Raw genomic sequence first — 23371 nt, forward strand, 5'->3', positions numbered from 1 at the left:
CGATGGCGTGAGACGCTTCGCGGACGCCAGGGCCGCCTCCCAATGGCGGGCAAAAGGATTTTTCATGAACGCCAGCGACCATATTTCAAGTGGCGATGCGCTGCTCATCGTCGATGTGCAGAAGGACTTTTGCAGCGGCGGCGCGCTTCCCGTCGAAGGAAGCGAAACGATTTTTCCGCGCATCAACGCCTTGATCGAGGAGGCGGCCAGCGCCGGCGCCCCGATCTTCGCTTCGCGGGACTGGCATCCGCGAGACCACCTGAGCTTTGCGGGGCAGGGCGGTCCGTGGCCCGCCCATTGCGTGCAGGGCCAGGCTGGCGCCGATTTTCATCCGGCTCTGCATCTGCCGCTGGGAGCCATCATCGTCAGCAAGGGGGACAGGTCCGATTCAGATCAATATTCAGCCTTTGACCGAACGGGGCTGGCCGACGAATTGCGAAGGCGCGGCATCCGCCGAGTTTGGCTTTGCGGTCTGGCTCTCGACGTTTGTGTGAGGGCGACGGCGCTTGAAAGCGTGGCGGCGGGGTTCTCCACGGTTCTGGTCACCGCTGCGACCAAGCCAGTAAACGCCGCGGGGGGAGCGGCGGCGCTGAACGAACTGACAGGGGCGGGCGTGCGCACGGCGCATTGAGCCATTGCCCCGCACGAAACCGAGCGCCTCAATCGCAGTTGCGACAGGTCAATGCGCTTTGCGGGACATCTCGTCATCATTTTGATTTCTGGCGGGGGCGACTGGAGGCGGGAAATGTTTCGCCCAGCTGGCAATGAGCCTCTTCGACCTCGGTGATCGCTCCAGGATCGGGAACATTCCCGCCCGCATCCGAGTCTTCTGTCCAAGACGATATCAAGACAATATTCAGCGCGGAAGGGCAAGGCCATGCAAACGCCAACGGAAATCGCCTTCCAACATTGCGAACCCTCGGAGGCTATTCGCGCTGAGATCGCAAAGCAGACGCAACGTCTGGAAAAATTCAGCTCCCGGATCACGAGTTGCCATGTCGCGGTGACCAAATCGTCGGTGGGACACAGGCACGGCGATCTTTTCCGGATTGACGTGCGCATCGCCATGCCGGGACACAACGATGTCATTGTCGATAGGTCGCATGGCGATGCGCCAGAACACGAACATGCGGCGGTTGCGATCAGAGACGCCTTCGATGCGGCGATCCGGCAGGTCGAAGACGTTGTCCGTGAATTACGCGACGAGGTGAAGCAGCATGCCGAGCCTGAACATGGCCGCGTGGCGCGCTTCCTGGCCGGCGAAGATTGCGGCTTTATTGAGACGCCAGATGGCCGCGAGATCTTCTTTCATCGCAACGCGGTGCTCGACGGAGACTTTGACCGCCTTACTGTCGGCTCGGATGTCCGGTTCGTCGAGGAGGCCGGCGAAAAGGGCGCACAGGCGAGCACGGTGCGCATGATCGGCAAGCATCACTTCGATTAGCGCCAAGAATGCGATGCGGAAGGCCCTTCTCCCGGGTGACGGGCTGTCGGGCCGCCGCGCCCGACGCTTGAATGGCAGGGCGCAGGGAGCCCATGGACAACAAATGGCATTTCAACATCGGCTATTTGCTCTTCGCCTGGATCGTCCTGCTGTTGCTGCAGCAATGGTGGACCGCCGCGCAACAGGTTGAAATCGCGCCTTATAGCGAGTTCGTCGATCTGCTGCGGCAGGACAGGATCGAGAGCGTCGAGGTCGCCGACCGGTCGTTGACGGCGACCTTGAAGGAAGCTCGTCCCAATGGACGCAAGAGCCTTTTCGTCCTGCGGGTCGATCCAACCATGGCGCGGGACCTCGAGGCGGCCAAGGTCAAATTTTCTGGCGCGCCCGACACCAGTTGGCTCGCGACCTTGCTGTCATGGATCGTGCCCGTCGCGATTTTCTTTGCCTTCTGGAGTTTTCTCAGCCGCAGGATGGGCCAGGGATTTGGGGCCGCCATGTCCATCGGCCAGAGCAAGGCCAAGGTCTTTGTCGAAAAGGACATCAAGATCGGCTTCGCCGACGTGGCGGGCGTCGATGAAGCGAAAGACGAACTCAAGGAGATCGTCGCCTTCCTGAAAGACCCGGCGACCTATGGCCGCCTCGGCGCGCGAATTCCCAAAGGCATTCTGCTGGTCGGCCCGCCCGGAACCGGCAAGACGCTGCTCGCGCGGGCGGTGGCCGGGGAGGCCGGCGTGCCGTTCTTTTCGATCAATGGATCGGAATTTGTTGAAATGTTCGTCGGCGTCGGCGCGGCGCGGGTGCGCGACCTGTTCATTCAGGCGCGCGCGAGCGCGCCCTGCATCATTTTCATCGACGAACTTGATGCGCTGGGGCGAGCGCGCGGCCTGACCCCCTTCGGCAATGACGAAAAGGAGCAGACGCTCAATCAGTTGTTGAGCGAACTGGACGGGTTCGATCCGAGCGTCGGCGTGGTGTTGCTGGCGGCGACCAATCGGCCGGAAGTGCTCGACCCGGCATTGCTGCGCGCCGGCCGTTTCGACAGGCAGATCGCGGTCGACCGGCCGGACCGGGGCGGTCGGGTTGAAATTCTCAACGTGCATCTCAAGAAGGTCAAGCTGGACGCGGATGTCGAGCCGGACCGGATCGCCGCATTGACCCCGGGATTCACCGGGGCGGACCTCGCCAATCTCGTCAACGAGGCCGCGACATTGGCGACACGGCGCGGCGCCAGAACGGTTTCGAGCGACGATTTCACCGCCGCGGTAGAGCGGGTCGTCGCAGGTCCGGAAAAGCGCAAGCGCCTGCTCAACCCGCAGGAACGCACGATTGTCGCCAATCACGAAATGGGCCACGCCATCGTCGCCATGGCGCTGCCCGGCACTGATGTGGTGAAGAAAATCTCGATCATTCCGAGAGGAATCGGCGTTCTCGGCTATACGATGCAGATGCCGGCCGACGATCGTTACCTGATGACCCGCTCCGAATTGATCGACCGGATGACGGTTCTGCTTGGGGGGAGGGCGGCGGAAGTGGCCGTCGTCCACCAGCCGACCACCGGCGCCGCGGACGATTTGCAACGGGCGACCGAAATCGCCCACGCCATGGTCTCCCGATACGGCATGACGACGGAGGTCGGGCAGGCGTCATTTGCCGCCGAACGCCCGCGCTTTCTCGAACTGCCGGGGACGAGCGCCAATCCTGCGGCGATGAGCGAGGAAACCAGCGCGGCGATCGACAAGGCAGTGAGCGGCCTCATCGACAGCGCATTTTCGCGCGCCACGACGATCCTGACCTTGTGCGAGCCCGTGCATCGCGAGGCCGCGCAGCGGCTGCTCGAGAAGGAAACGCTCGCCGGAGACGAGTTGACGGCGATTGGCGAAGCGGTGCGCCAATGCGTCGAAGGCAACGCGAATTTCTCGGCGCCCTGACGCGCCGACCTTGGCGTCAGCCGACCCAGCGAATCTCCGGCGGCTTGCGCGGAATCGGCGCCGGCGCCGCTTTGGGATGGCCGAGGATGATCGGCGCCACCGGCGCCCATGGCTCCGGAAGGCCGAGCATTTCCTTGCCCTCGGGCGTGTTGAGGAAACCCTGGGCAAAGCCGATCCAGCATGAGCCGAGGCCGGCGGCGTAAGCGGCCAGCATGAGATTTTCGGCGGCCAGAGCGCAATCCTCGACGATCCATGGTCCCTGAGCGGCCGCTGAAATCAGGATGAGCGCGGGCGCATGGTAGAAGATCTGGAAATCGGGATTGTCCAGAAGCGCACGAAAATGGTCTTCGTGGGGGGCCTCGGACATTGTCGCAAGCAGATGAGCCTTTGCGCCTTGCGAGATACGGTTCAGCAAGCTTTGGTCGCGCACGACCGTAAATGTCCACGGCTGTTCGTTGACCGCGCTTGGCGCCTGCACAGCGGCGAGCAGCAAGGTGGAAATAAGCCCGGCGTCGAGCGGCTGATCTTTATATTCCCGGACCGAGCGGCGACCGAGGATGGCCTTGTCGAGATCCATGGTGAAATCCTCCCGATGCCGGGCCGGCTGTGCTTGTATCTCATAGGCCAATGACGGACGGCGAGAAATGATCGCCGTCAAACCTCGCGCCGACGCGAAGCCGGTGCGAACGCGGTCGGAGCGCGCAGCCTTCGATTGCGTCATATCAAGGCAAGAAAAGGCCATTCCGCGCCAGAATAATATCAGCAGGGCGAGGGGTTGAAACATCGCGGTTTTCTCGACGTGATTGCGGCCTTACATTGAGCCGGCATTCGTTGACGCCGCCGTCCGATATGCTGCGGACAGGCGCGCGTTGGCGCCAGGACCCGAGGAGTTCGTCATCATGGCTGCAGGCGATCCGACGAGTTGGATGTGGTCGGAGGCGATGGAAATGCTCGCCCGTGCGGAGCGTTTGCGCAGCCTCGCCTTTCCGCCCAGGCGCGCCCAGGGCCGAAACGTCTGGGAGCCTCCGGTCGATGTGCTGGAAACCGAGGAAGAGGTCCTGATCTTCATCGCCCTGCCTGGCGTTGGCGAAGAAAATGTCGAAGCCGCGATCGAGGACGGAGAATTGGTCATAGCAGGCCGTCGGGTCCTGCCGCCACAGTTGCGCACGGCTTTCATTCATCGCCTTGAACTCCCGCAAGGCTGTTTCGAGCGGCGGGTTCGCCTTCCGCCCGGCCGCTATGATGGGCTTGCCCGGGCGGTCAGCAATGGCTGCCTGCTGATCAGCCTTCGCAAGGCCATCTGAGGAGGCTCGCATGGTTTCGCAATCTGAGATGGCTGTAGCCGAAGACACTGAAACCGGAACAGGGCCCGCGCGCGGCCCGGAACCCGTTCCGCCCGACGGCCTGATCATTCTGCCGGTGCGCGATACGGTGCTGATGCCTGGGACGGTGATGCCGATCGCCATCAGCCGCGAACGCTCGATCGCGGCGGCGCAACGGGCCGTGCGTGAAGAACGCCAGATCGGGGTCTTGATGCAGCGCGACGCCGGAACGCTGGAGCCCTCCGCCGTCGATCTGCATCGCGCCGGCACGGTCGCCAATGTGCTGCGCTACATCAACGCGCCCGACGGAACGCACCATCTGGTCCTGCAGGGCGAACAAAGATTCCGCGTGACGGATTTCGTAAAGGAGCGGCCCATCTTTGTCGCGCGCATCCAGCGCATTGACGAGCCGGAGACCCGCACGCCCGATGTCGAGGCGCGCTTCCTCAATCTGAAGCGGCATGCGCTGGAAGCCCTGCAATTGATGCCGCAGGCGCCGGGCGAGCTGATCGAGACGGTGCAGGCGATCGAGGCGCCGGGAATGCTCGCCGATGTCGTCGCCGCCTATATCGACATCGGCGCCAATGACAGGCAGGAATTGCTCGAAACCATCGATCTCGCCGCGCGCATCGACAAGGTGACGAAATTCCTGGCGGAACGGCTTGGCGTGTTGCGGCTGACCCATGAAATCGGCCAGCAGACCAAGGCCGCCTTCGATCAGCGCCAGCGCGAGGCGGTGCTGCGTGAACAGATGGCGACGATCCAGCGTCAGCTTGGCGAAGAGGGCGGACGCGGCGAGGAAGTGCGCGAACTGGCCGAAAAAATTCCGCGCGCTGGCATGCCGGCGGATATCGAGGAGCAGGCGCGGCGCGAATTGCGCCGTTACGAGCGAATGCCCGAAGGCGCCGGCGAGGCGGGTCCGGCGCGGACCTATCTCGACTGGCTGATCGAACTTCCCTGGGCCTTGCCGGAGCCGAAGCCGATCGACATCGCCCTGGCGCGGAAAATTCTCGACGCCGACCATTTCGGGCTGGAAAAGATCAAGCAGCGGATCGTCGAATATCTCGCCGTGCGCAAGCTCGCGCCGGGCGGCAAGGCGCCCATCCTCTGTTTCGCCGGGCCGCCCGGCGTCGGCAAGACGTCGCTCGGCCAGTCCATCGCCCGGGCGATGGGACGGGCCTTCGTCCGCGTCAGTCTCGGCGGCGTGCATGACGAGGCCGAAATTCGCGGCCATCGCCGCACCTATGTCGGCGCCCTGCCGGGGAATATCATCCAGTCGATCCGCAAGGCGGGAGCGCGCGATTGCGTGATGATGCTCGACGAGATCGACAAGATGGGGCAGGGCGCTCATGGCGATCCGGCGGCGGCCATGCTGGAGGTTCTCGATCCCGAGCAGAACGCCACGTTCCGCGACAATTATCTGGGCGTTCCGTTTGATCTGTCGCGCGTCGTCTTCATCGCCACCGCCAATATGCTCGACACTGTGCCGGGTCCCCTGCGCGATCGCATGGAGATCATCAGCCTTGCCGGCTATACCGACGGGGAGAAGCTTGAGATCGCCCGCCGGTACCTGGCGCCCCGCCAGCTTGAGGCGAATGGCCTGAAGCCGGAGCAGGTCGAGATCGACGACGAGGCCCTGCGGCGCATTATCCGCGACTATACCCGCGAGGCAGGCGTGCGCGGTCTTGAGCGCGAGATCGGGCGCGCCTTTCGCCATGCGGCGGTGCAGATCGCCGAAGGCAGCGTCGCTCAAGTGCGCATCGGCGCCGGAGACCTGGCTTCGATCATGGGGCCGCCGCGTTTCGAGGACGAGCTGGCGATGCGCACCAGCGTGCCGGGCGTTGCGACCGGGCTGGCGTGGACGCCGGTTGGCGGCGACATCTTGTTTATCGAGGCCGCGCGTTCGCCCGGCCGTGGCGCTCTGGTCCTCACAGGCCAGCTGGGCGAGGTGATGCGCGAAAGCGCGCAGGCGGCGATGACTCTCGTCAAGAGCCGGGCCGAGTCCTTCGGGATTGAGCCGGAAGTCCTTGAAAAGAGCGATATACACATTCATGTGCCCGCCGGCGCCACACCGAAGGACGGGCCGAGCGCGGGAGTCGCGATCTTTACCGCTTTGGTCTCGCTCCTCGCCAATCGCACGGTTCGCAGCGATACGGCGATGACCGGCGAAATTTCCCTGCGCGGGCTGGTGCTGCCTGTCGGCGGCATCAAGGAGAAGGTCACGGCGGCGGCGCGCGCCGGCATCAGGCGGGTGATGCTGCCCGCGCGCAATCGTCGGGATTTCGATGACATCCCGGACGAAGCGCGCGGGAAACTGGAGTTCATCTGGTTGGAGCGGGTCGACGACGCCATTGACGCTGCGCTTGAGACTCGTCTCGCGGATAAATGATCGCGCCGCGATCGGAGCGCCTTCCGGATGGCCGTGGTTTGGCGCGCGAGGGAACGGAAGTTTCGCGGCCCGCTCAGCTTTCCCGGGCGCCGTGCGGAAGAGCGCGCAGACGCGTCGTCAGCAAGGTCCTGCGATCGGCGTTCAGGCCAACCAGAATGTCGAACTCGCCCGGTTCGAGCACCGGCCTGAAATCGTCGTCGAGGCAGCGGAGGCTTTCGGCGGAGAGCGTCAGCGCGACAGTTTTCGTCTGGCGCGCCGCGAGCGTGACTTTGGCCCAGGTTTTCAGTTCCAGCAGCGGGCGCGCCGTGCTCGCCACGAGGTCATGCGCAAACAGGAAGATCGTTTCTTCGGTGGCGATGGCGGATTCGTTGACCGCGTCGATTTCGAATTCGAGGCTGTCTCCTCGTGAAAATTCGTGGCGGCTGGCGCGCAGGTTCCGCAAGGTCACCCGCGTATAGGAGAGGCCGTGGCCAAAGGGGAACAAGGGCTCGACCGGGAGATCGATATATTTGCTGGAAAAGGGCTCGGCCGGGTTGGCGGGCCGGCTGGACGGCTTTTCCGCATGATAGATCGGGATCTGTCCGACCTCGCGCGGCCAGGTGACGGCAAGCCGTCCCGTCGGATTGAAACGCCCCGTCAGAACGTCCGCGACCGCATGTCCCGCGAAATCGCCCAGGAACCAGGTCGCGACCATCGCGCGCGCCTTGTCCCGTAGCCAGGAAACCATCAGCGGACGGCCGGACGAAATCAGCGCGACGACCGGAACGCCGGTCGCGAGCACAGCCTCGGCAAGCTCGCGCTGCCGGCCCGGCAGGCCCGGCGCCGCCCGGCTCGCCGCCTCGCCGCTCATGTCCGCCGTCTCGCCGACGCACAGGATGACGACCTCCGCTTGCGCGCAGAGAGCGCAGGCCGCGGCGATGTCGCCTTCCTCTTCGCCTTTGGAGCTCACGCCCGGCTCGTAAGCAATCTCGCACAGGGGCAGGGCGGCTCTCAAGCCCCGGAGGATCGTGACGCAACGGTTGGGGTCGCCAGCGAGCGACCACGGCCCGAGCATTTCCGCGGGCGCGTCGGCGAGCGGGCCTATGACCGCGATGCGACGCAGATCGGCAGCCAGCGGCAGAATATTGTCGTGATTGGCGAGCAGGGTGATTGACCGCCGTGCGACGTCGGCCGACAGTTCGTCCTCTGGATGCATTTGGTGCGCCGCCGATGCTGCGCGCCGGTAGGGATCGTCGAACAGGCCCAGCTTTTGCTTGAGCGTCAGCACGCGCCGCACGGCGGCGTCGATGTCGTCCATGTCGACCAGCCCCCGAGCCAGGGCCTCCGGCAGATGGGCAAGGTAAACCCCGCCGACCATGTCAATATCGACGCCGGCCTTCAGCGCCAGCGTCGCGGCTTCGGCGCGGTCGGCGGCGACGCCGTGGATCAGCAGTTCGGCGATGGCGTCATAGTCGCTGATGATGGCGCCATCGAACCGCAGCTCCCGCCTGAGATAGTCGCGCAGCAGCCGCAAGTTCGACGTCATCGGAACCCCGGCGACGCTGTTGAAGGCGGGCATGATCGCGGCGCAGCCGGCTTCCACCGCCGCGCGGAAAGGCGGCATGTAGACTTCGTGCAGCGTGCGTTCGGAAACATCGACAGCCGCGTATTCGCGCCCCGCCGCCGCGGCCCCGCCGGCGCAGAAATGTTTGGCGGTCGCGGCGATCGACTCCGGCGCGGCCAGATCGGCTCCTTGAAAGCCGCGGACCTTCGCCGTCGCGAAGCGTGCGCCCAGCCGAGGATCTTCCCCCGGTCCCTCGGCGATCCGCCCCCAGCGCGGATCGCGCGCTATGTCCAGCATTGGCGCAAAGGTGAGAGCGATTCCCTCGGCGGCGGCTTCGGCGGCCGCCGCGCGCGCCGTGCGCTCCCACGTTTCGGGATCGAACAGGCCCGCCTCGGCGAGCGGGATCGGGAAGGTCGTCCTGTGACCATGCAGGACATCGGCGCAGAAAAGCAGCGGGATCGCCAGTCGCGTCTGCTCGACCGCGAGCTTCTGGTAGCGCGCCGTGGCCTCGCTTCCAAACAGGTTGAGCAGGGAGCCGACCTTGCCGTCGCGAATGGCCTCGGTCGTCGGGGCGCCGACGATGGGTCCGGTGACGGCTTGACCAGCTGTCGCCATGTTGAGCTGGCCGATCTTCTCGTCGAGCGTCATGCTGGCGAGCAGCTTGTCGATCCGGTTCATCGCGGCGTCCGTATCGACCCGGCGCGACCATTCGTCTTCAAGAGCGGCGAAAATCCGAAGGGGCGGGAGGCGGCGAGAAAGCGTGGCATGGCGATCGATCTTGCCGATGGGACATGTCGGTGATGTTATAGGCCACGAAGGCATTCCGGTCGAGGATTTATGGTGGAACAGCCCGACACGGCGCTTCAGGACGCGGGCGATAGCCGTACCTCGCGCGTAAGCCTCGCTTCGCAATTGAAGTCGTTGCTTGAGCTCTTTCGCCATTCGCCCGAGCGGACGAAGCTGATGGGGCTGGTCGCGGGGCTCGTCGTCGTGGTCGGCGCAACCGCCGCCGCGCAGATCGGCCTCAATCGGTGGACCAGAGAGTTCTACGACGCCCTTTCGCGCAAGGACGTTGCGGCTTTCGTTGTCCAGCTTGAATTCTTCGCGGCGCTCGCCGGCGTCCTGCTCGTTCTGAACGTCGGCCAGATGTGGCTGAACCTGACGGCCAAAATGAAATTGCGGGAAGGGCTGACGCGCGATCTCGTTGAACAATGGCTCAACTCCAAACGCGCCTTTCTTATTGCCGGCGCGGGCAAGATCGGCGTCAATCCGGACCAGCGCATCCACGAGGACGCCCGCCACCTGGCGGACCTTTCGACGGATCTGGGCGTCGGCCTGTTTCAGGCCTTGCTGCTGCTGGTTTGCTTCGTCGGCGTGCTCTGGTTCCTGTCGTCCGGGGTCGTGTTCTCAATCGACGGCCTGAGTTTCAGCGTTCCAGGCTACATGGTCTGGTGCGCGTTTCTTTTGGCGGGCGCCGCCTCCCTGGCGGGCTGGCGCGCCGGCCGACCGCTCGTTGCTCTCAACGCCGAACGCTATGCCCGCGAATCCAATCTCCGTTTCGCCCTCGTGCACGCTAACGAGCACAGCGAGGGCATCTCCGTCTATCGCGGCGAGGCAGGTGAAAGAAATCGGCTGCTGCAGGAACTCGGGCGCCTTCTCGTGATCTTGCGCGGGATCGTCGGGGCGACGACCGGCCTGACCTGGATCACCGCGGGGTATGGATGGTTCTTGATCGTTGCGCCGGTCATCGTCGCCTCGCCCGCCTATTTCGCCGGCAATCTATCGCTCGGCGGATTGCTGATGGCCGTCGGCGCCTTCGATCAGGTGCAGCAGTCGTTGCGCTGGTTTGTCGACAATGTCGGCGCCATCGCCGATTGGCGCGCCACTCTTTTTCGTGTCGGCGGCTTTCGCCAGGCCCTGCAGGAGTTGGACCGGCTCGGCCAGCATGCAAGCCGCATCGAACTTGTCGAAAGCGCCGACGGCGATCTTCATTTCGACGATCTCAGAGTGATTTCGCCATCCGGCTGCGCGATTCTGGATAACCCGCGGATAGAAATCGCGGCCCGCGAGCATGTGCTGATCGTTGGATCGCCGGGCGTCGGCAAGACCAGCCTGTTCCGCGCGATCGCCGGCCTATGGCCCTGGGGAAGTGGCCAAATCCGCTTGCCGGCGACCGACGGCGTCATGTTCATGCCCAAGCGCGCCTATATTCCCGACGGAACCTTGCGCGATGTCCTCGCTTATCCCGAAGCGGCGAAAAACTTCACGACGCAGGAGTTCCTCGCCGTTCTGACGCGCATCGGCTTGGGTCATCTCGCCCCCTTGCTCGATCGCGCCGCACGATGGGACACGGATCTGACCGGTCCCGAACAACAGGCCCTCGCCTTTGCGCGCCTGCTGCTGCACAAGCCGTCGTGGGTGTTCGTCGACGAGGCGATCGACGCGCTTTCGCCGGTGGCGCGCCGTGCCGTGTTCGACATTTTCAGGCACGAGTTGGCGACGGCGGGCCTCGTCTGCATTTCCGGTTCGCAAGCCGACGAAGCCTTTTTCACGCGAATTCTGTACTTGAACCGGGAGCCGCAAGGCGAATGCCTGATCGTTCCTGCGGCGCGAAATTTCGCGACGACGCCTGGCCCGTCTCCTCAGGCCCCAACGTCGCCATGATCGACGGCTAGCCTTCACGTTGCGCCGGCTCGGCTTTCAAAGCCCGCGCCTGAATTGAGGCCAATCATGCACGCTGCGCACGGACAGGAGTCTCTGGGCGAATGGATGCAGCGGCAATATCGATTCAGCGCGACCGCCATGCTCCGCGCCGTCTCGGCGACGCATCTGGTCAAGCAGCGCCTCGCTTTCGGACAGACGGTCCGGCCCGCGCGCGGCTCGGTGCTGGCCTCGCCCGAACTCGGCGAAGACGATCCCAATCCGGACTATTTTTTCCATTGGCTGCGCGATTCCGCTCTCGTCATCGACGCCTTGCGCGAATTGATCGAGGACCGGACGCTGGGGCCGGGCGCGCTGGACCATTTCAACGATTTCGTCGAATTCAGCCTCGCCCTCAATAAGCTTGACGGTCCCGCATTGCTGCGGCTTGACGATTTTCGGCAAAAAGTCGATCCGGACGTTCTGAAATTCGTCCGCGACGATGGAGATTTTAGCTCGGTCGTCGGCGACCGCGTTCTCGGCGAGGTGCGCTTCACCCCTGACGGGACGCTCGACATCTTCCGATGGTCGCGCCCGCAGAACGACGGTCCCGCGCTGCGCGCGCTCGCCGTTCTGCGTTTCTGGCGTCTTGAGTCCTTGCGTTCGCGCATGCGTCCGGCGTCAATGCGCGCGCTGCTCGAACGCGATATCGCCTTTACCTGCGCGGTTTGGCGGGAGCCTTGTTACGATCTCTGGGAGGAGAATTACGGGCGCCACTATTACACCCGCCTCGTTCAGCACGCCGCGCTGCGGGAAGGGGCGGCATGGGCGCAAGAGTTGGGCGAGGCGCAGCGCGCGCAAGAATGGCGCGAGGCGGCGGAGGCGATCGCCCGCGGCCTGGACGATCATTTTGACGCGGATGCCGGCGTCTATCTCACGCCCGCGAATGAAGATCCGGGCGAGCCGCGCCATCCCTTCGCCATGAGGCTCGACATCGCGGTGATTTTTGGCGTGATCCACGCCGACCGCCGCGACGGTTCGCATAGCGTGCTCGATCCGAAGGTTTTGGCCACAATGGTCGCGCTCGAACAGCTTTTCGCCATGGACTATCCCATCAACTGGCGTCGGGCCCTGGATTGCGCTCCCGCCATCGGGCGTTATGCCAACGACAAATATTTCAGCGGCGGCGCCTATTATTTTTCGACGCTGGCCGCCGCACAATTCTATTATTGCTTCGCTGAGGCCGTAGGGACTGGCGCGGCCGTTGCGGTTTCGTCGGAAAACCGCGCAATTTTGGCGGGCTGGCTAGGGCTGCCGCCGGAGGCGCTGGCCGCGGCGACGCTCGAAACGGGCTACAGGCCGTCGCTTTGCAAGGCCTTGGTCGCTTACGGCGACATGTTCATGGCCATGGTGCGCGCCCACGCGCCGGAGTCGGGAGAACTGTCGGAGCAATTTTCCCAGATCGACGGCGCCCCGACCTCCGCGAAGAACCTGGCGTGGAGCTACGCCGCCTTCATCACTGCCTTTGCCTGCAGGAGGGAGGCGATCCGCTCTTCGGAAGCCGTCTGAACTTCGCCGCAAACGCCGACGGGACGCGCGCCCCTCTCATCGCACGCCACAGCCAAGGAGAAAGCGCATGAAAACCATTTCAGGCGAGAGGAGCGCAGCCAACGCTCCCAGAGAACCAAAACGCCGCCATTCCCATGACGAAAATCTCGACGAGCCGGCGAAGCTGATCGAGAGCGAGCCCGTCGACGCCGAGACGGAAACGCCCGAGGAAGAAAACGTCCCGGTTGAAAGCGTCGAAAATAACGACCAGTCGGGTCCGCCCGTCTTTGAGGACGACGAAACCGGAAACGGGTGAAAAGACGGCGCGACACTTTGGGGGGCAGGCGCGCCCCACCTTTGGTTCAGAGGGCGCTGTTGGTTCCACCGTGGCCCAATGCAGGGGGTAAGCGCGCCAATGCGTCGATCACCTCCTCATCGCGCGTCTGCCGGAAATCGGAATAATACAGGCCGATCGCGCCGAGAAAATCGTAATCCTCCAGACAGATCACGTCGTCCGCGTCGCGGCGAATTTCTCTCAAAGTCTCGGCGGCGGCGACCGGGACCGCCAGAACAAGTTTCTTCGGCGCGCGCATGCGGGTCGCGCGGAGAGCCGCCCTTGTCGTCGCGCCGGTGGCGATCCCGTCATCCACCACGATCGCGATGCGGTCCTTCACCTCGACGGGCAGGCGATCGCCGAGGTAGAGGCGACGCCGGCGGGCAATTTCAGCAAGTTCCACATCGCAAACCTGCTTGAATTCGCTCTCGCTGATCATGGCCTCCCGAATTATTTCTTCGTTGCGGACGATGATGGGAGGGACGCCGTCGACCACTGCGCCCATGGCCAGTTCCGGCTGCATCGGAACGCCGATCTTGCGCACGAGCACCAGATCCAGAGGGGCGCGCAACGCGGCGGCGACTTCCGCCGCCACGGGGACGCCGCCGCGAGGCAAGGCGAGAATGACAGGATTCTGTCCGTCATATCGCTTGAGGGCCACCGCGAGTTTCTTTCCCGCATCCGATCTGTTTCTGAACGGCATGATCGCCTCCCGTCAAACCAGGGCGCCGCCAAGGGTCCGCCGCCCGCTCGAAAATTATCGCGCGAGAGGCCGGCCCGGCAACCGATTGGCGCCGCCTCCGACACTTCCATGACGCCGTATTTCGAGCGCCAGCCATAAAAAAAAGTCGGGTCGCTGATCTCGTGCTTGCGGCGGACGCCCACGACAGCAATTCCCACCAGACGGTCCTTCAGGAATGCAATGATCTGCTCGTCTCTGAAACGGCTCTTCCTCATCTCCATCTCCTCCCGACGGGGCGAGCTCGGAAAGAGGGCCTTCCAAGGGGCAAGGTCCCCCCGACATTGATGTCTTTTTCAAGCGTCGCGCCTGCTCGGATCAGACCTCCCAGAGGTGCGACAACGCTCTATGGGAACCATTCATGTCATATGGTCGCCTTCTGATTGTCGCACCACGCGTAAGTTATTGAAGTTCGTTTCGTATGCTGGTCCTACCTCTCCCACCATTCTTTTTCTTCTTTTGTTGTCGCTCATTCGACACGGCTGCGAGATCCGGGCCTGTGTCGCGACGCTTGGTCTGGTCCGGGAAATGTCTCAGACCGGCGCTGTCATATATTTCGCGGTTGGGCCGTAAGAACTCAGTTTGTCTGCCAGGGCCGGATCCTGGACGGTTGAAAATCCGAAACGGCCCCACAAAAGATAGGTTTGATAGACAGACGCCAGCGCGAGCCAATGCAGATCGATCGATGTTGCGACTCGTCGCAATTCTTCGATCAATCGAGGCGATGCGGAATGTCCCCGAGCCTCCGGGAGCAGGGCGGCGTCATGCAGGTACAGGCATTCGGGCGCCTTCGGCAGTTCATTGAGAAACCCATCCAGCGGCGGAATCGCGCGCAGCGTCCACGGATGGGAAATCGCATAGCCAAGGATGGCCTTGTCGCTTTCAAAAATGAAACAGCCTTGCGGGAAGAGGCGGAATTTTTCCGCGAGCACGTCAGGACGCTCCAGCAGTGAAGCGTGAACCTCGCCTGCGATCCGGCTGACCGTTTCAAGATCGGCGGCGGCCATTGGCCGCCACGAGGGCGGAAAGTTGGTCATGTTCGTTGGCGCCGCGCTCGCTGAAAAAGGCTCTGAAAAACTTCTTCTAAAGCAAAATCGAGAATTGAGGGGCGCTTTTACCGCGACCGCGTCTCCTGACGCGCTTCGGTTCGCCGGAGTTGTTCTGGTCGCGTTACGCCATGGCTGACGGTTCGCGCATGGCGGTGTAGCCTTCCCTGGCCTCGGCCGCTGGCGAAGGAAATGCGTATGACGACCGTTCCCGAAAAGGACACCCTTCTCGCCCATTTGTCGGCGGACCGGCGCTATCTGGCGATGCTGGGGCTCGGTTTCAGCGCGGGCATGCCCTATCTGCTGGTCTATCCGACACAGGCCGCCTGGCTGTCGGACGCGCAGGTTCCGATCCAGACCATCGGGCTGATGAGCGAACTCACCATCGCCTATAAGCTCAAATTCATCTGGGCGCCGTTCCTCGACAAATATGACGCGCCGGTTTTCAGCGCGCTGCTGGGGCGCCGGCGCGGGTGGATTATCCTCTCGCAGATTGCTGTGATGCTGTCGCTGATGGGCGTCGCCTTTGGCGATCCAGCGCATTTCCTGGGCTACACCGTGGCTTTTTCGCTGGCGCTTGGGGTCGCGGGAGCGACGCAGGACGTGACCATCGACGGCTGGCGCATCACTTCCGTTCCCGTCGCCAAGCAATCCGTGATGACGGCTATCAGCGAGATGGGATATCGCTTCGGCAATCTCGCCGCCGGCGCCGGCGCCTTGCTGCTTGCCGACAGATATGGCTGGTCCACCGCCTATTTTTTCATGGCGGGCCTGATGCTGATCGGCGCGGTCTCGGCCTTCACCGCGCCGGAGCCCGAGTCCGATTTTACGGTCAGCCACAAGCATCCGGGATTTGTCGCCACGGTCATCGCGCCGATCAAGGAAATGATCACGCGGCTCGGGCCGCTGGCCCTGCCGATCTTCCTGATGATCGCGGGCTTTCGCTTGCCTGGCTATATTTCGAGCGCCATGGCCATTCCGCTGTTCAAGAGCCTGCATTATTCGGATACCGAGATTGCGACGGTGACCAAATTATTCGGCTTCTGGATCGCGCTCGCCGCCACATTCTTCAGCGCCTATGTCATTCGCAGGATCGGCCTGATTCCGAGTCTGCTGGTTGGCACGGTGGCGGGATCGGCCGCGCATCTGAGCCTCGCCTGGCTTGCCGCCGATGGCGGCGGCGATTTCTGGAGCTTCGCCGTCGCCGTCAGCATCGAAGGTTTCGCTTACGCCTTCGCGCAGGTAGTTCTCATCAATTACATGTCGTCGCTTACGGCGACCGAGCTTGCGGCGAGCCAATATGCCCTGCTCACCTCGCTTTGCGCCTTTCCCGGCAGCCTGCTCGCGGGCTCGTCGGGCTTTGTCATCGCGCATACGGGTTTCACGATGTTCTTCGTGGCGACCTCGCTGATCGGCATCCCGGTCGCGCTGCTGTGCTGGTATGTGGTGCGTCTGCACCCCGCCGTGACGCCGGATCCCGAACGGCATGGGTCGGCCGGCTAGACGCAGGAAGAGCCGGGGCGGCGGCGGCCTCCGGCTCTGGTCTTGAGCGCGTTTATCTGATCCGATGATGCGCGAAAAAGCGCATCATTTCCCGGCTGGCGTCCGGGCCATGCGGATCGGTGTAAGACCCCGCGGCGCTTCCGCCGGACCAGGCATGGCCGGATCCGTGGAGAACCCAATGCTCCGCCATTGGCCGCCCGCTCGCGTCCGCATGAACTGTCTGGGTGTATTTGCGCCCGCTGGGCGAGACGCCGCCGGTGACTTTCGGCTCAAGCTTCGCCCCGGCCTTTGCCTGCGCGATCACCTCATGGCCATTGAGCGGATGGACCGTGGTGTCGCGGTCGCCGTGGAACACGATGGCCGGGACAGCGCTTTCGGGCCTATACGATCTTGCGGCTGGCGCCCCGCCTTTCTGCATCGCCGTGAAGGCTGACGGCATGTCGCTGGCGGCGCCGCAGGCCAGTCCGGAGTGGACGCCGATCGCCGCATAAAGGTCAGGATAGGCCGAACCCATGATCGCCGCCGCCGCGCCCCCGGCTGACAGGCCGGCGATATAGACGCGCCCTTGCTCGACCGGAAATTCTTCCATGATCTGGCGCGTGATTCCCGCGATCAGGGAGGGCTCGCCGCGATCGCGCTGCTGATCGCCGGATTTGAACCAGTTCCAGCATTTCCCGGCATTGGCCGACTGCGGTTGCGCCGGATAGGCGACCAGGAAGGTCTGCTCCTCTGCCAGATGATTCATCCGTGTGCCGGCGGCGAAATCCTCGGGCGACTGGGCGCAGCCATGCAGCATCACGACAAGCGGCAGGGGCTGGCCATTATAGCCGCCCGGCACATAGAGCTTGTAGGCGCGAGCGCCGGCGGCATTGGCGAAGCTGCGCTGTTCGAAACGCGATCCGCCCGGATGAGGGGTAGGCGCGGGGGCGGCGCCGGGCGCCAAAGCCTCGTCGAGTCCGGGCGCCGGACGAAGGCGGCCGAGGCGCTCGACGAGGCCGCCAAGGGCCTCGGGAATCGAGATCCGCGGCAAGCTCAGGCCTGCCAGCGTTCGGGACGGGGAGGGAGCCTCGAAATCCGGCGTGGCGTTGGAGGGCGGAGCGCTTGAGAGCGCGCGGCGCAAGACGCTCATCGCCTCTTCGAGTCGACCCTCGCGGGTGAGGCGGGCTGCGGCAAGCATGTCGATCTTCGATGGAGCGTTCATGATCTGAATTCCTCGGTCAGCGGGAATAGCGGCGCGGGAAGGCGCGGGCTGTGATTTCGAGATGGGGCGGCTAGGTCACGCGGCCGGACAGCGCCGCTTTCACCGCCGGGCTGGCCTGCAAGGCGCCAAGGACGTGAATGGAGGCGATGGTTTCGGCCGCGAGGTCAGGCGGGACGTCATTGGCGATCACCGCCAGCCCGAGGACCTGAATATGAAGCCTTTCGCCGCGCGCCCGGGCGGCCTCAAGGTCCTCGCGGCTGTATCGCCGCAAGCCGAGGTCGAGCTTGTGCCGGCTGACGGATTGCTTCACCGCCTCCTGATGGCGGTCGAGATGATTGCGGATTGCGGTGCGAATGAAATCGGTGCGGTTGGAAAAAAAGCCTTCCTCCACCAGCAAGTCGATATGGCCAAGATCGACATAGCCCAAATTGATCGTGATCTTCTCGCTTTCGGGCGTTCGCGGGCGAAGCTCCTGAATATTTCCGGTCATCACAATCATCCTGCCACCATCCATATGGATGGATATAGGATGGAAATGATCGGCGTCAAGAGGGAGGATTAAAACGCCTGGTTCGGACGCGAGAGATAGCCTTGGCGCCATCCCTCGCGTTGCGTAATTTCACGCGCGCGGCGGCCGTTGCGCGAGCCAGCAAGGCGTCCGGCGATCGGCAAAGGAATGTTTCATGGTTGATCCGTCGATTGGCTTGACGACGGACGAGGCGCGCCGCCGCGTGGCGGAGGGCGGCCCCAACGCGCTTGTCGACGTCGCGCAACATCCGCTCCGCCGCGCGATCACAAAGCTTTGGGCCCCGGTTCCCTGGATGCTCGAAGCCGCCATCCTGCTGCAACTGGCGCTTGGCGATTATGTCGAGGCGGCGATCATCGCCTTCCTGCTCGTCTTCAACGCCGCGCTGGGCTTTTTTCAGGAAAGCCGGGCGCAGGCGACGCTCGAAGCCCTCAAGGCGCGACTCGCCTTGATCTCCCCGGTCAAGCGCGATGGCGCCTGGACCAATCTGCCCGTCGCCGAACTTGCGCCGGGAGATGTGGTCAAGCTGTCGCTCGGCGCCGTGGCGCCGGCCGATGTGCGGATCATCGAAGGATCGATCCTGCTCGACCAGTCCATGCTGACGGGCGAGTCGATTCCGGTCGAGGCGGGCGCGGGCGCCGAGGCCTATGCGGGCGCGCTGGTGCGGCGCGGCGAAGCCCTGGCGGAAGTCACCGCGACGGGAGCGCGCACCAGGTTCGGGCGCACAGCGGAGCTTGTCAGCACGGCCAAGGTCGAAAGCTCGCAGCAGAAAGCCATTCTGCGCATCGTGCGCAATCTCGTGATGTTCAATGGCGCGGTGACGATCGTGCTGGGCGCCTATGCGCTCTGGCTGCCGCTGCCTCTGGCGGAAGTGATCCCACTGCTGCTCGTGGCCGTGCTCGCGTCGATCCCGGTGGCTTTGCCATCCATGTTCACGCTCGCCTCGGCGATCGGCGCGCGGTCGCTGGCGGCGCGGGGCGTGTTGCCGACGCGGCTGTCGGCGGTCGACGAGGCCGCCGGCATCGACGTCCTGTGCGCGGACAAGACAGGGACCCTAACGCGCAACGAACTGGCCGTGGCTTCGGTCGAGACCATGGCGGGACATGACGCCGCGCATGTGCTGGCGTTGGCGGCTCTGGCGAGTTCCGATGGCGGCAAGGATCCGGTGGACGCCGCCATCCGCCTTGCCGCCTCCCGGCAACCCATCGCCGATGGCCTGAAACTGGAGGCTTTCTCGCCCTTCGATCCGGCTTTGAAACGCTCCGGCGCCACGGCGCGTCTGGCCAATGGAGACGCGATTGGCATTGTCAAAGGCGCCTATGAGGTCGTCGCCGGACTGTCGCAGCCAGTCATAGGCGCCGCAACGCGCGTCAATGCTTTGCAGGCCAAGGGGTTCAGGGTGCTCGCCGTCGCGTCCGGCGCGCCGGACAGGCTCGAACTGGCCGGGCTTGTCGCGCTCAACGACGCGCCGCGCGACGACGCCGGAGCGCTGGTCGCCGAATTGTGCGCGCTGGGCGTGCGCACTGTCATGGCGACGGGCGACGCCAGGACGACGGCGGAATTTGTCGCGGCGGCCGTCGGCATTGTCGGCCCCACCTGGGCGGAAACGCCGCTGCCCGATCAATTTGCGGCGGAAAAATACGCCATTTTCGCCGGCGTGCTGCCGGAGGACAAGTTTCGTCTCGCCAAGGCGCTGCAACGGGAAGGGCGGATCGTCGGCATGTGCGGCGATGGCGCCAATGATGCGCCGGCCCTGCGTCAGGCGCAGATGGGCATAGCTGTCGCCGCGGCGACCGACGTCGCCAAATCCGCAGCCGGCGCCGTTCTGACCGAGCCGGGCCTCGGCGGCGTCGTCGCCCTGGTCAAGGAAGGACGCACGACCTTCCAGCGCATCCTGACCTATACGCTCCGCTCGATCATCCACAAGGTCGTGCAGGTGCTGTTTCTGACCGCCGGGCTGATGATCACCGGTCACGCCATCCTGACGCCAATGCTGATGGTGCTGATGATGATTACCGGCGATTTCCTCGCCATGTCCTCTTCCACGGATAATGTGCGGCCATCATCAACTCCAAATGTCTGGCGCATTCGCCATCTGACGATCGCTGGAATCATTCTCGGCTTCGTCGACCTGCTTTTCTGCGTCTCCTGCCTGCTAACCGGCAAATATATGCTTGGCCTCGACATTCTGGCGCTGCGCACCTTTACCGTCGCGACTCTTGTGTTGAGCAGTCAGGCGGTGTTTTACGTCGCGCGCGAAAGGCGCCGCCTCTGGAGTTCGCGCCCCGGCCGCTGGCTCATTCTGTCCTCCGCCATCGATCTCACGCTCATCGGCGGGCTCGCGCTGAACGGCGTCCTCATGGCCCCGCTGCCCTTCGCCGTGCTCGCCGGTCTGTTTGTTGCCGCCGTCGCTTTTGCGCTGGTTCTGGACAATGTGAAGCTTTTTCTGTTCCGGCGGCTGACGGTCGCGTGAGCTCTTCATGACGACTGGCGGCCGCGCGCCGCCTCCTTTGGACTTCGGACAAGTTTGAAGATCGGGTCGCTCATGGGGCGCCCGCTGACCGCATCGACCAGGATCGGATCGGCCTCGAGCCCCGTCTCCCTGTCGACCAAGCTGACCGCGCGCCCCTCGGGCGCGAAATGCCGGTTACCCCAGGCGAGCAGCGCGATGACGACCGGTCGGAAGTCGCGTCCGCAATTGGTCAGCACATATTCATGGCGCGCAGGACGCTCCTGATAGAGGCGGCGCTCCAGCAGGCCGGCGTCCACCAGAGCGCGCAGCCGCCGCGTCAGCATATTGGGCGCGATGTCGAGACTGCGCTGGAACTCGTCGAACCGTTTCAGCCCGTTCAGCGCGTCTCGCAAGATGAGAATGCTCCACCATTCGCCGACGCGCTCAAGGCTGCGGGCAATTGGACATTGCATTTCTCCAAAGGGCTTTCGCTTCATTTGAAATCTGTCCGAGCTTGCAGGATGCGCTTATTCCGCTCTAATTTAGTCCGTCACTATCATCATGCAAGTTACGAGTGTTTATCCGACCGAGGTTGGCCATGTCCGCTACGATCGCTCATCAGCCCCCCGCCTTTCTCGAAGACCTGTCTGTCGGACAGCGGGTGGTCAGCGCGTCCTGCGAGCTGACCGCCGAGGACATCAAGGCCTTCGCCCGGCAATATGATCCCCAGCCGTTTCATACCGACGAGGCGACGGCGCAAGATACGTTCTTTGGCGGGCTGGCGGCGTCGGGCTGGCATGTCGCGGCGGTCACCATGAGGCTTCTCGTCGGCGACGGCGCCTTTATCGCCAATGGGATCATCGGGGCGGGCGGCGAGATCGCCTGGCCGAGGCCGACCCGGCCCGGCGATATACTGACCGTCGAAAGCGAGGTGGTCGAGATCAACCCGTCGCGCTCGCGGGCGGATCGTGGCATGGTCACAGTGCGCAGCGAAACCCGCAACCAGCGTGGAGAAATCGTGCAGATCCTGACCGCGAAACTGATTGCGCCGCGCCGTGGCGCGTCGGCTGAAAATTGAGGGCGCGCAGCATGCGGATTCTTGTGATCGGCGCCGGCGCGGTCGGCGGCTATTTCGGCGGCAGGCTGGCGCAGGCCGGGCGCGACGTCACTTTTCTCGTGCGTCCCCGACGCGCCGCCGAATTGCGGCAAAACGGGCTGACGATCCTGAGCCCGCTTGGCGACTGGCGCCTCGCCGCGCCGCAACTGGCGACTGCGGAGAACCTGGACGGGACTTACGACCTCATTCTACTGAGCTGCAAGGCCTATGATCTCGAAGCCGCGATGGAGTCCTTCGCCGCCGCGGTCGGACCCGAAACCACCATTCTGCCGCTTCTCAACGGCATGAGGCATATCGACGCCCTGTCGGCGCGTTTCTCCGCCGAAAAAGTGCTCGGCGGCCTTTGCATGATTTCCGCGACGCTCAGCGGCGATGGCGTCATTTCGCACCTCAACACGACGCATGGCCTGACCTTCGGGGATCTCGATGGCGCGCGTTCGCCGCGCGTCGCGGCGGTGGCGGAACTCTTTGCCGGCGTCGGCTTCGATGCGCGGGAAAGCGTGTCCGTCCGGCAGGAAATGTGGGAGAAGTGGATTTTCATCGCGGCGCTGGCGGGCGCAACCTGCCTGATGCGCGCGGCGATCGGCGATATCGTCGCCGCCGGCGCCGGCGATATCGCCGCAGGTCTATTCGACGAATGCGCTTTGATCGCGGAAAGCAACGGCTTTCCGCCGCGGCAGGGCCATGTCGAGATGACGCGACAGATCCTCACGCAACACGGGTCGCCGATGACCGCCTCGATGCTACGCGATATCGAGGCTGGCGCGCGCATCGAGGCTGACCAGATTCTGGGCGACCTGCTGCGCCGCGCCGATGGGAAGGCCGGCGAGCCTATGCTGCTGCGCATTGCCTACGCCCACGCCAAAGCCTATGAGGCGCGCCGCCAGCGGGAGGCGTAAAACCCGACAGAACGCCGACTGAACGAGGCAACGAAAATGAGCGACTTTCCTTATCGCACGGCCCTGATCGTGGGCGCCGGACCCGGCGTCAGCGCCTCCGTCGCGCGCAAGCTCGCCGCGCTCGGCGTCAAGGTGGCGCTGGCCGCGCGCGACATCAGCAAGCTCGACGCCCTGTGCGCCGAGACGGGGGCCGTCGCCTTTGGCGCGGACGCCTCGGACGCGCAATCGGTCGCGGCCCTGTTCGACGCGGTCGAAGCGCGGCTCGGCGCGCCCGACGTCGTGATCTTCAACGCCGGCGCCCGCCTGCGCGGCGGGATCGCGGAGCTTGATCCGGCGATGGTCGAAAAGGCGCTCGCCATAGGCGCATTCGGCGGCTTTCTGGTGGCGCAGCAGGCGGCGAAACGGATGGTCCCGCGCGGCGGCGGCGCGATCCTGTTCACTGGCGCGACGGCGAGCGTGAAAGGCTTTCCGCTCTCAGCCGGTTTCGCGATGAGCAAATTCGCCTTGCGCGGCCTTGCCCAGAGCGTGGCCCGCGAGCTTGGGCCGAAAGGCGTCCATGTCGCCCATTTCATCATCGACGGCGCCGTGCGTGGACCGGGACGCGCCGACCCGCCCGGCAGGCCCGACAGCTTTCTCGATCCCGACGCCATCGCGCAGGCCTATGTCGATGTGCTGCGCCAGCCGCGCAGCGCCTGGTCGTTCGAGGTCGAGCTGCGGCCCTGGGTCGAGACGTTTTAGGG

At 64.3% G+C, this 23371-nt stretch carries 20 protein-coding genes and 1 pseudogene; 13 read left to right on the top strand and 8 right to left on the bottom strand.

The features are described 5' to 3' along the window. Positions 1 to 64 precede the first annotated feature (64 nt). The 3 genes from QM467_RS05135 (at position 65) to ftsH (ending at position 3372) form a co-directional block, all read left to right on the top strand. On the top strand, positions 65 to 631 hold the full coding sequence (locus QM467_RS05135; protein ID WP_283365226.1) for an isochorismatase family protein: 567 nt from the start codon (positions 65 to 67) through the stop codon (positions 629 to 631). A gap of 246 nt (positions 632 to 877) precedes the next feature. After that, the gene (locus QM467_RS05140; RefSeq protein WP_283365227.1) at positions 878 to 1444 is read left to right on the top strand and encodes an HPF/RaiA family ribosome-associated protein; all 567 of its coding nucleotides are present in this window, start codon (positions 878 to 880) and stop codon (positions 1442 to 1444) included. A 92-nt stretch (positions 1445 to 1536) separates the two neighbouring features. Further along, complete coding sequence (ftsH, locus tag QM467_RS05145) at positions 1537 to 3372, top strand: ATP-dependent zinc metalloprotease FtsH (RefSeq protein WP_283365228.1); 1836 nt, start codon at positions 1537 to 1539, stop codon at positions 3370 to 3372. Positions 3373 to 3388: 16 nt separating this feature from the next. Here ftsH and QM467_RS05150 read toward each other — a convergent pair whose 3' ends face one another. Then, positions 3389 to 3949: a nitroreductase family protein gene (locus QM467_RS05150; protein WP_283365229.1), complete on the bottom strand. Its 561-nt coding sequence runs from the start codon at positions 3947 to 3949 to the stop codon at positions 3389 to 3391. A 322-nt stretch (positions 3950 to 4271) separates the two neighbouring features. Between QM467_RS05150 and QM467_RS05155 the strand changes: the two genes are divergently transcribed. After that, positions 4272 to 4676 (top strand): Hsp20/alpha crystallin family protein, encoded by a 405-nt coding sequence (locus QM467_RS05155; protein WP_283365230.1) that lies wholly within the window; start codon positions 4272 to 4274, stop codon positions 4674 to 4676. A gap of 28 nt (positions 4677 to 4704) precedes the next feature. Next, positions 4705 to 7083, top strand: a complete 2379-nt coding sequence (gene lon / locus QM467_RS05160) for an endopeptidase La (RefSeq protein ID WP_283365327.1) — start codon at positions 4705 to 4707, stop codon at positions 7081 to 7083. Positions 7084 to 7156: 73 nt separating this feature from the next. Here lon and QM467_RS05165 read toward each other — a convergent pair whose 3' ends face one another. Further along, positions 7157 to 9304 (bottom strand): glycoside hydrolase family 3 N-terminal domain-containing protein, encoded by a 2148-nt coding sequence (locus tag QM467_RS05165; RefSeq protein ID WP_283365231.1) that lies wholly within the window; start codon positions 9302 to 9304, stop codon positions 7157 to 7159. 159 nt (positions 9305 to 9463) lie between these two features. Between QM467_RS05165 and QM467_RS05170 the strand changes: the two genes are divergently transcribed. The 3 genes from QM467_RS05170 (at position 9464) to QM467_RS05180 (ending at position 13130) form a co-directional block, all read left to right on the top strand. Further along, complete coding sequence (locus QM467_RS05170; RefSeq protein WP_446737733.1) at positions 9464 to 11290, top strand: ABC transporter ATP-binding protein/permease; 1827 nt, start codon at positions 9464 to 9466, stop codon at positions 11288 to 11290. A gap of 66 nt (positions 11291 to 11356) precedes the next feature. Continuing rightward, on the top strand, positions 11357 to 12835 hold the full coding sequence (locus tag QM467_RS05175; protein ID WP_283365233.1) for a glycoside hydrolase family 15 protein: 1479 nt from the start codon (positions 11357 to 11359) through the stop codon (positions 12833 to 12835). A gap of 67 nt (positions 12836 to 12902) precedes the next feature. After that, complete coding sequence (locus tag QM467_RS05180; RefSeq protein ID WP_283365234.1) at positions 12903 to 13130, top strand: hypothetical protein; 228 nt, start codon at positions 12903 to 12905, stop codon at positions 13128 to 13130. Positions 13131 to 13176: 46 nt separating this feature from the next. Here the strand turns inward: QM467_RS05180 and QM467_RS05185 are convergent, their stop codons facing one another. The 3 genes and pseudogenes from QM467_RS05185 to QM467_RS05190 form a co-directional block, all read right to left on the bottom strand. Next, positions 13177 to 13851, bottom strand: a complete 675-nt coding sequence (locus QM467_RS05185) for a phosphoribosyltransferase (RefSeq protein WP_283365235.1) — start codon at positions 13849 to 13851, stop codon at positions 13177 to 13179. 101 nt (positions 13852 to 13952) lie between these two features. Continuing rightward, a pseudogene (locus QM467_RS19900) lies at positions 13953 to 14111 on the bottom strand (transposase); the annotation flags it as partial. A 309-nt stretch (positions 14112 to 14420) separates the two neighbouring features. Then, positions 14421 to 14894, bottom strand: coding sequence for a GNAT family N-acetyltransferase (locus tag QM467_RS05190; protein ID WP_283365236.1), 474 nt, complete (start codon positions 14892 to 14894; stop codon positions 14421 to 14423). A gap of 237 nt (positions 14895 to 15131) precedes the next feature. On the opposite strand from QM467_RS05190, the gene QM467_RS05195 reads away from it, so the two are divergent. Further along, positions 15132 to 16436 (top strand): AmpG family muropeptide MFS transporter, encoded by a 1305-nt coding sequence (locus QM467_RS05195; protein WP_283365237.1) that lies wholly within the window; start codon positions 15132 to 15134, stop codon positions 16434 to 16436. A 52-nt stretch (positions 16437 to 16488) separates the two neighbouring features. Here QM467_RS05195 and QM467_RS05200 read toward each other — a convergent pair whose 3' ends face one another. Beyond that, positions 16489 to 17637 (bottom strand): extracellular catalytic domain type 1 short-chain-length polyhydroxyalkanoate depolymerase, encoded by a 1149-nt coding sequence (locus QM467_RS05200; RefSeq protein ID WP_283365238.1) that lies wholly within the window; start codon positions 17635 to 17637, stop codon positions 16489 to 16491. 70 nt (positions 17638 to 17707) lie between these two features. Further along, positions 17708 to 18127, bottom strand: coding sequence for a CopG family transcriptional regulator (locus QM467_RS05205; RefSeq protein WP_283365239.1), 420 nt, complete (start codon positions 18125 to 18127; stop codon positions 17708 to 17710). Between the two features lie 193 nt (positions 18128 to 18320). Between QM467_RS05205 and QM467_RS05210 the strand changes: the two genes are divergently transcribed. Continuing rightward, entirely contained in the window at positions 18321 to 20636 is a 2316-nt protein-coding gene (locus tag QM467_RS05210) for an HAD-IC family P-type ATPase (RefSeq protein ID WP_283365240.1), read from the top strand. A 5-nt stretch (positions 20637 to 20641) separates the two neighbouring features. On the opposite strand, the gene QM467_RS05215 is transcribed toward QM467_RS05210, so the two are convergent. After that, positions 20642 to 21088 carry a winged helix-turn-helix transcriptional regulator gene (locus QM467_RS05215; RefSeq protein ID WP_283365241.1) on the bottom strand — a complete coding sequence of 149 codons (447 nt, stop codon included), beginning with the start codon at positions 21086 to 21088 and terminating at the stop codon, positions 20642 to 20644. A gap of 125 nt (positions 21089 to 21213) precedes the next feature. Here QM467_RS05215 and QM467_RS05220 point away from each other — a divergent pair, with 125 nt between their 5' ends. The 3 genes from QM467_RS05220 to QM467_RS05230 are packed head-to-tail and all read left to right on the top strand — an operon-like array spanning position 21214 to position 23369. Beyond that, entirely contained in the window at positions 21214 to 21693 is a 480-nt protein-coding gene (locus QM467_RS05220) for a MaoC family dehydratase (RefSeq protein ID WP_283365242.1), read from the top strand. Positions 21694 to 21704: 11 nt separating this feature from the next. Further along, entirely contained in the window at positions 21705 to 22631 is a 927-nt protein-coding gene (gene panE / locus QM467_RS05225; protein WP_283365243.1) for a 2-dehydropantoate 2-reductase, read from the top strand. Positions 22632 to 22667: 36 nt separating this feature from the next. Beyond that, entirely contained in the window at positions 22668 to 23369 is a 702-nt protein-coding gene (locus QM467_RS05230; protein ID WP_283365244.1) for an SDR family NAD(P)-dependent oxidoreductase, read from the top strand. Positions 23370 to 23371 lie beyond the last annotated feature (2 nt).

Source organism: Rhodoblastus sp. 17X3, assembly GCF_030056575.1.
Taxonomy (GTDB): domain Bacteria; phylum Pseudomonadota; class Alphaproteobacteria; order Rhizobiales; family Beijerinckiaceae; genus Rhodoblastus.

Bases quoted from the DNA above. Each gene is read 5' to 3' on its own strand.
- ftsH (WP_283365228.1), top strand. From the start codon at position 1,537: ATGGACAACAAATGGCATTTCAACATCGGCTATTTGCTCTTCGCCTGG.
- QM467_RS05215 (WP_283365241.1), bottom strand. From the start codon at position 21,088: ATGCAATGTCCAATTGCCCGCAGCCTTGAGCGCGTCGGCGAATGGTGG.
- QM467_RS05170 (WP_446737733.1), top strand. From the start codon at position 9,464: ATGGTGGAACAGCCCGACACGGCGCTTCAGGACGCGGGCGATAGCCGT.
- QM467_RS05200 (WP_283365238.1), bottom strand. From the start codon at position 17,637: ATGAACGCTCCATCGAAGATCGACATGCTTGCCGCAGCCCGCCTCACC.
- QM467_RS05210 (WP_283365240.1), top strand. From the start codon at position 18,321: ATGGTTGATCCGTCGATTGGCTTGACGACGGACGAGGCGCGCCGCCGC.
- QM467_RS05165 (WP_283365231.1), bottom strand. From the start codon at position 9,304: ATGAACCGGATCGACAAGCTGCTCGCCAGCATGACGCTCGACGAGAAG.
- QM467_RS05135 (WP_283365226.1), top strand. From the start codon at position 65: ATGAACGCCAGCGACCATATTTCAAGTGGCGATGCGCTGCTCATCGTC.
- QM467_RS05175 (WP_283365233.1), top strand. From the start codon at position 11,357: ATGCACGCTGCGCACGGACAGGAGTCTCTGGGCGAATGGATGCAGCGG.
- QM467_RS05230 (WP_283365244.1), top strand. From the start codon at position 22,668: ATGAGCGACTTTCCTTATCGCACGGCCCTGATCGTGGGCGCCGGACCC.
- lon (WP_283365327.1), top strand. From the start codon at position 4,705: ATGGCTGTAGCCGAAGACACTGAAACCGGAACAGGGCCCGCGCGCGGC.
- QM467_RS05150 (WP_283365229.1), bottom strand. From the start codon at position 3,949: ATGGATCTCGACAAGGCCATCCTCGGTCGCCGCTCGGTCCGGGAATAT.
- QM467_RS05185 (WP_283365235.1), bottom strand. From the start codon at position 13,851: ATGCCGTTCAGAAACAGATCGGATGCGGGAAAGAAACTCGCGGTGGCC.
- QM467_RS05155 (WP_283365230.1), top strand. From the start codon at position 4,272: ATGGCTGCAGGCGATCCGACGAGTTGGATGTGGTCGGAGGCGATGGAA.
- QM467_RS05195 (WP_283365237.1), top strand. From the start codon at position 15,132: ATGACGACCGTTCCCGAAAAGGACACCCTTCTCGCCCATTTGTCGGCG.
- QM467_RS05190 (WP_283365236.1), bottom strand. From the start codon at position 14,894: ATGGCCGCCGCCGATCTTGAAACGGTCAGCCGGATCGCAGGCGAGGTT.
- QM467_RS05140 (WP_283365227.1), top strand. From the start codon at position 878: ATGCAAACGCCAACGGAAATCGCCTTCCAACATTGCGAACCCTCGGAG.
- QM467_RS05180 (WP_283365234.1), top strand. From the start codon at position 12,903: ATGAAAACCATTTCAGGCGAGAGGAGCGCAGCCAACGCTCCCAGAGAA.
- QM467_RS05220 (WP_283365242.1), top strand. From the start codon at position 21,214: ATGTCCGCTACGATCGCTCATCAGCCCCCCGCCTTTCTCGAAGACCTG.
- panE (WP_283365243.1), top strand. From the start codon at position 21,705: ATGCGGATTCTTGTGATCGGCGCCGGCGCGGTCGGCGGCTATTTCGGC.
- QM467_RS05205 (WP_283365239.1), bottom strand. From the start codon at position 18,127: ATGACCGGAAATATTCAGGAGCTTCGCCCGCGAACGCCCGAAAGCGAG.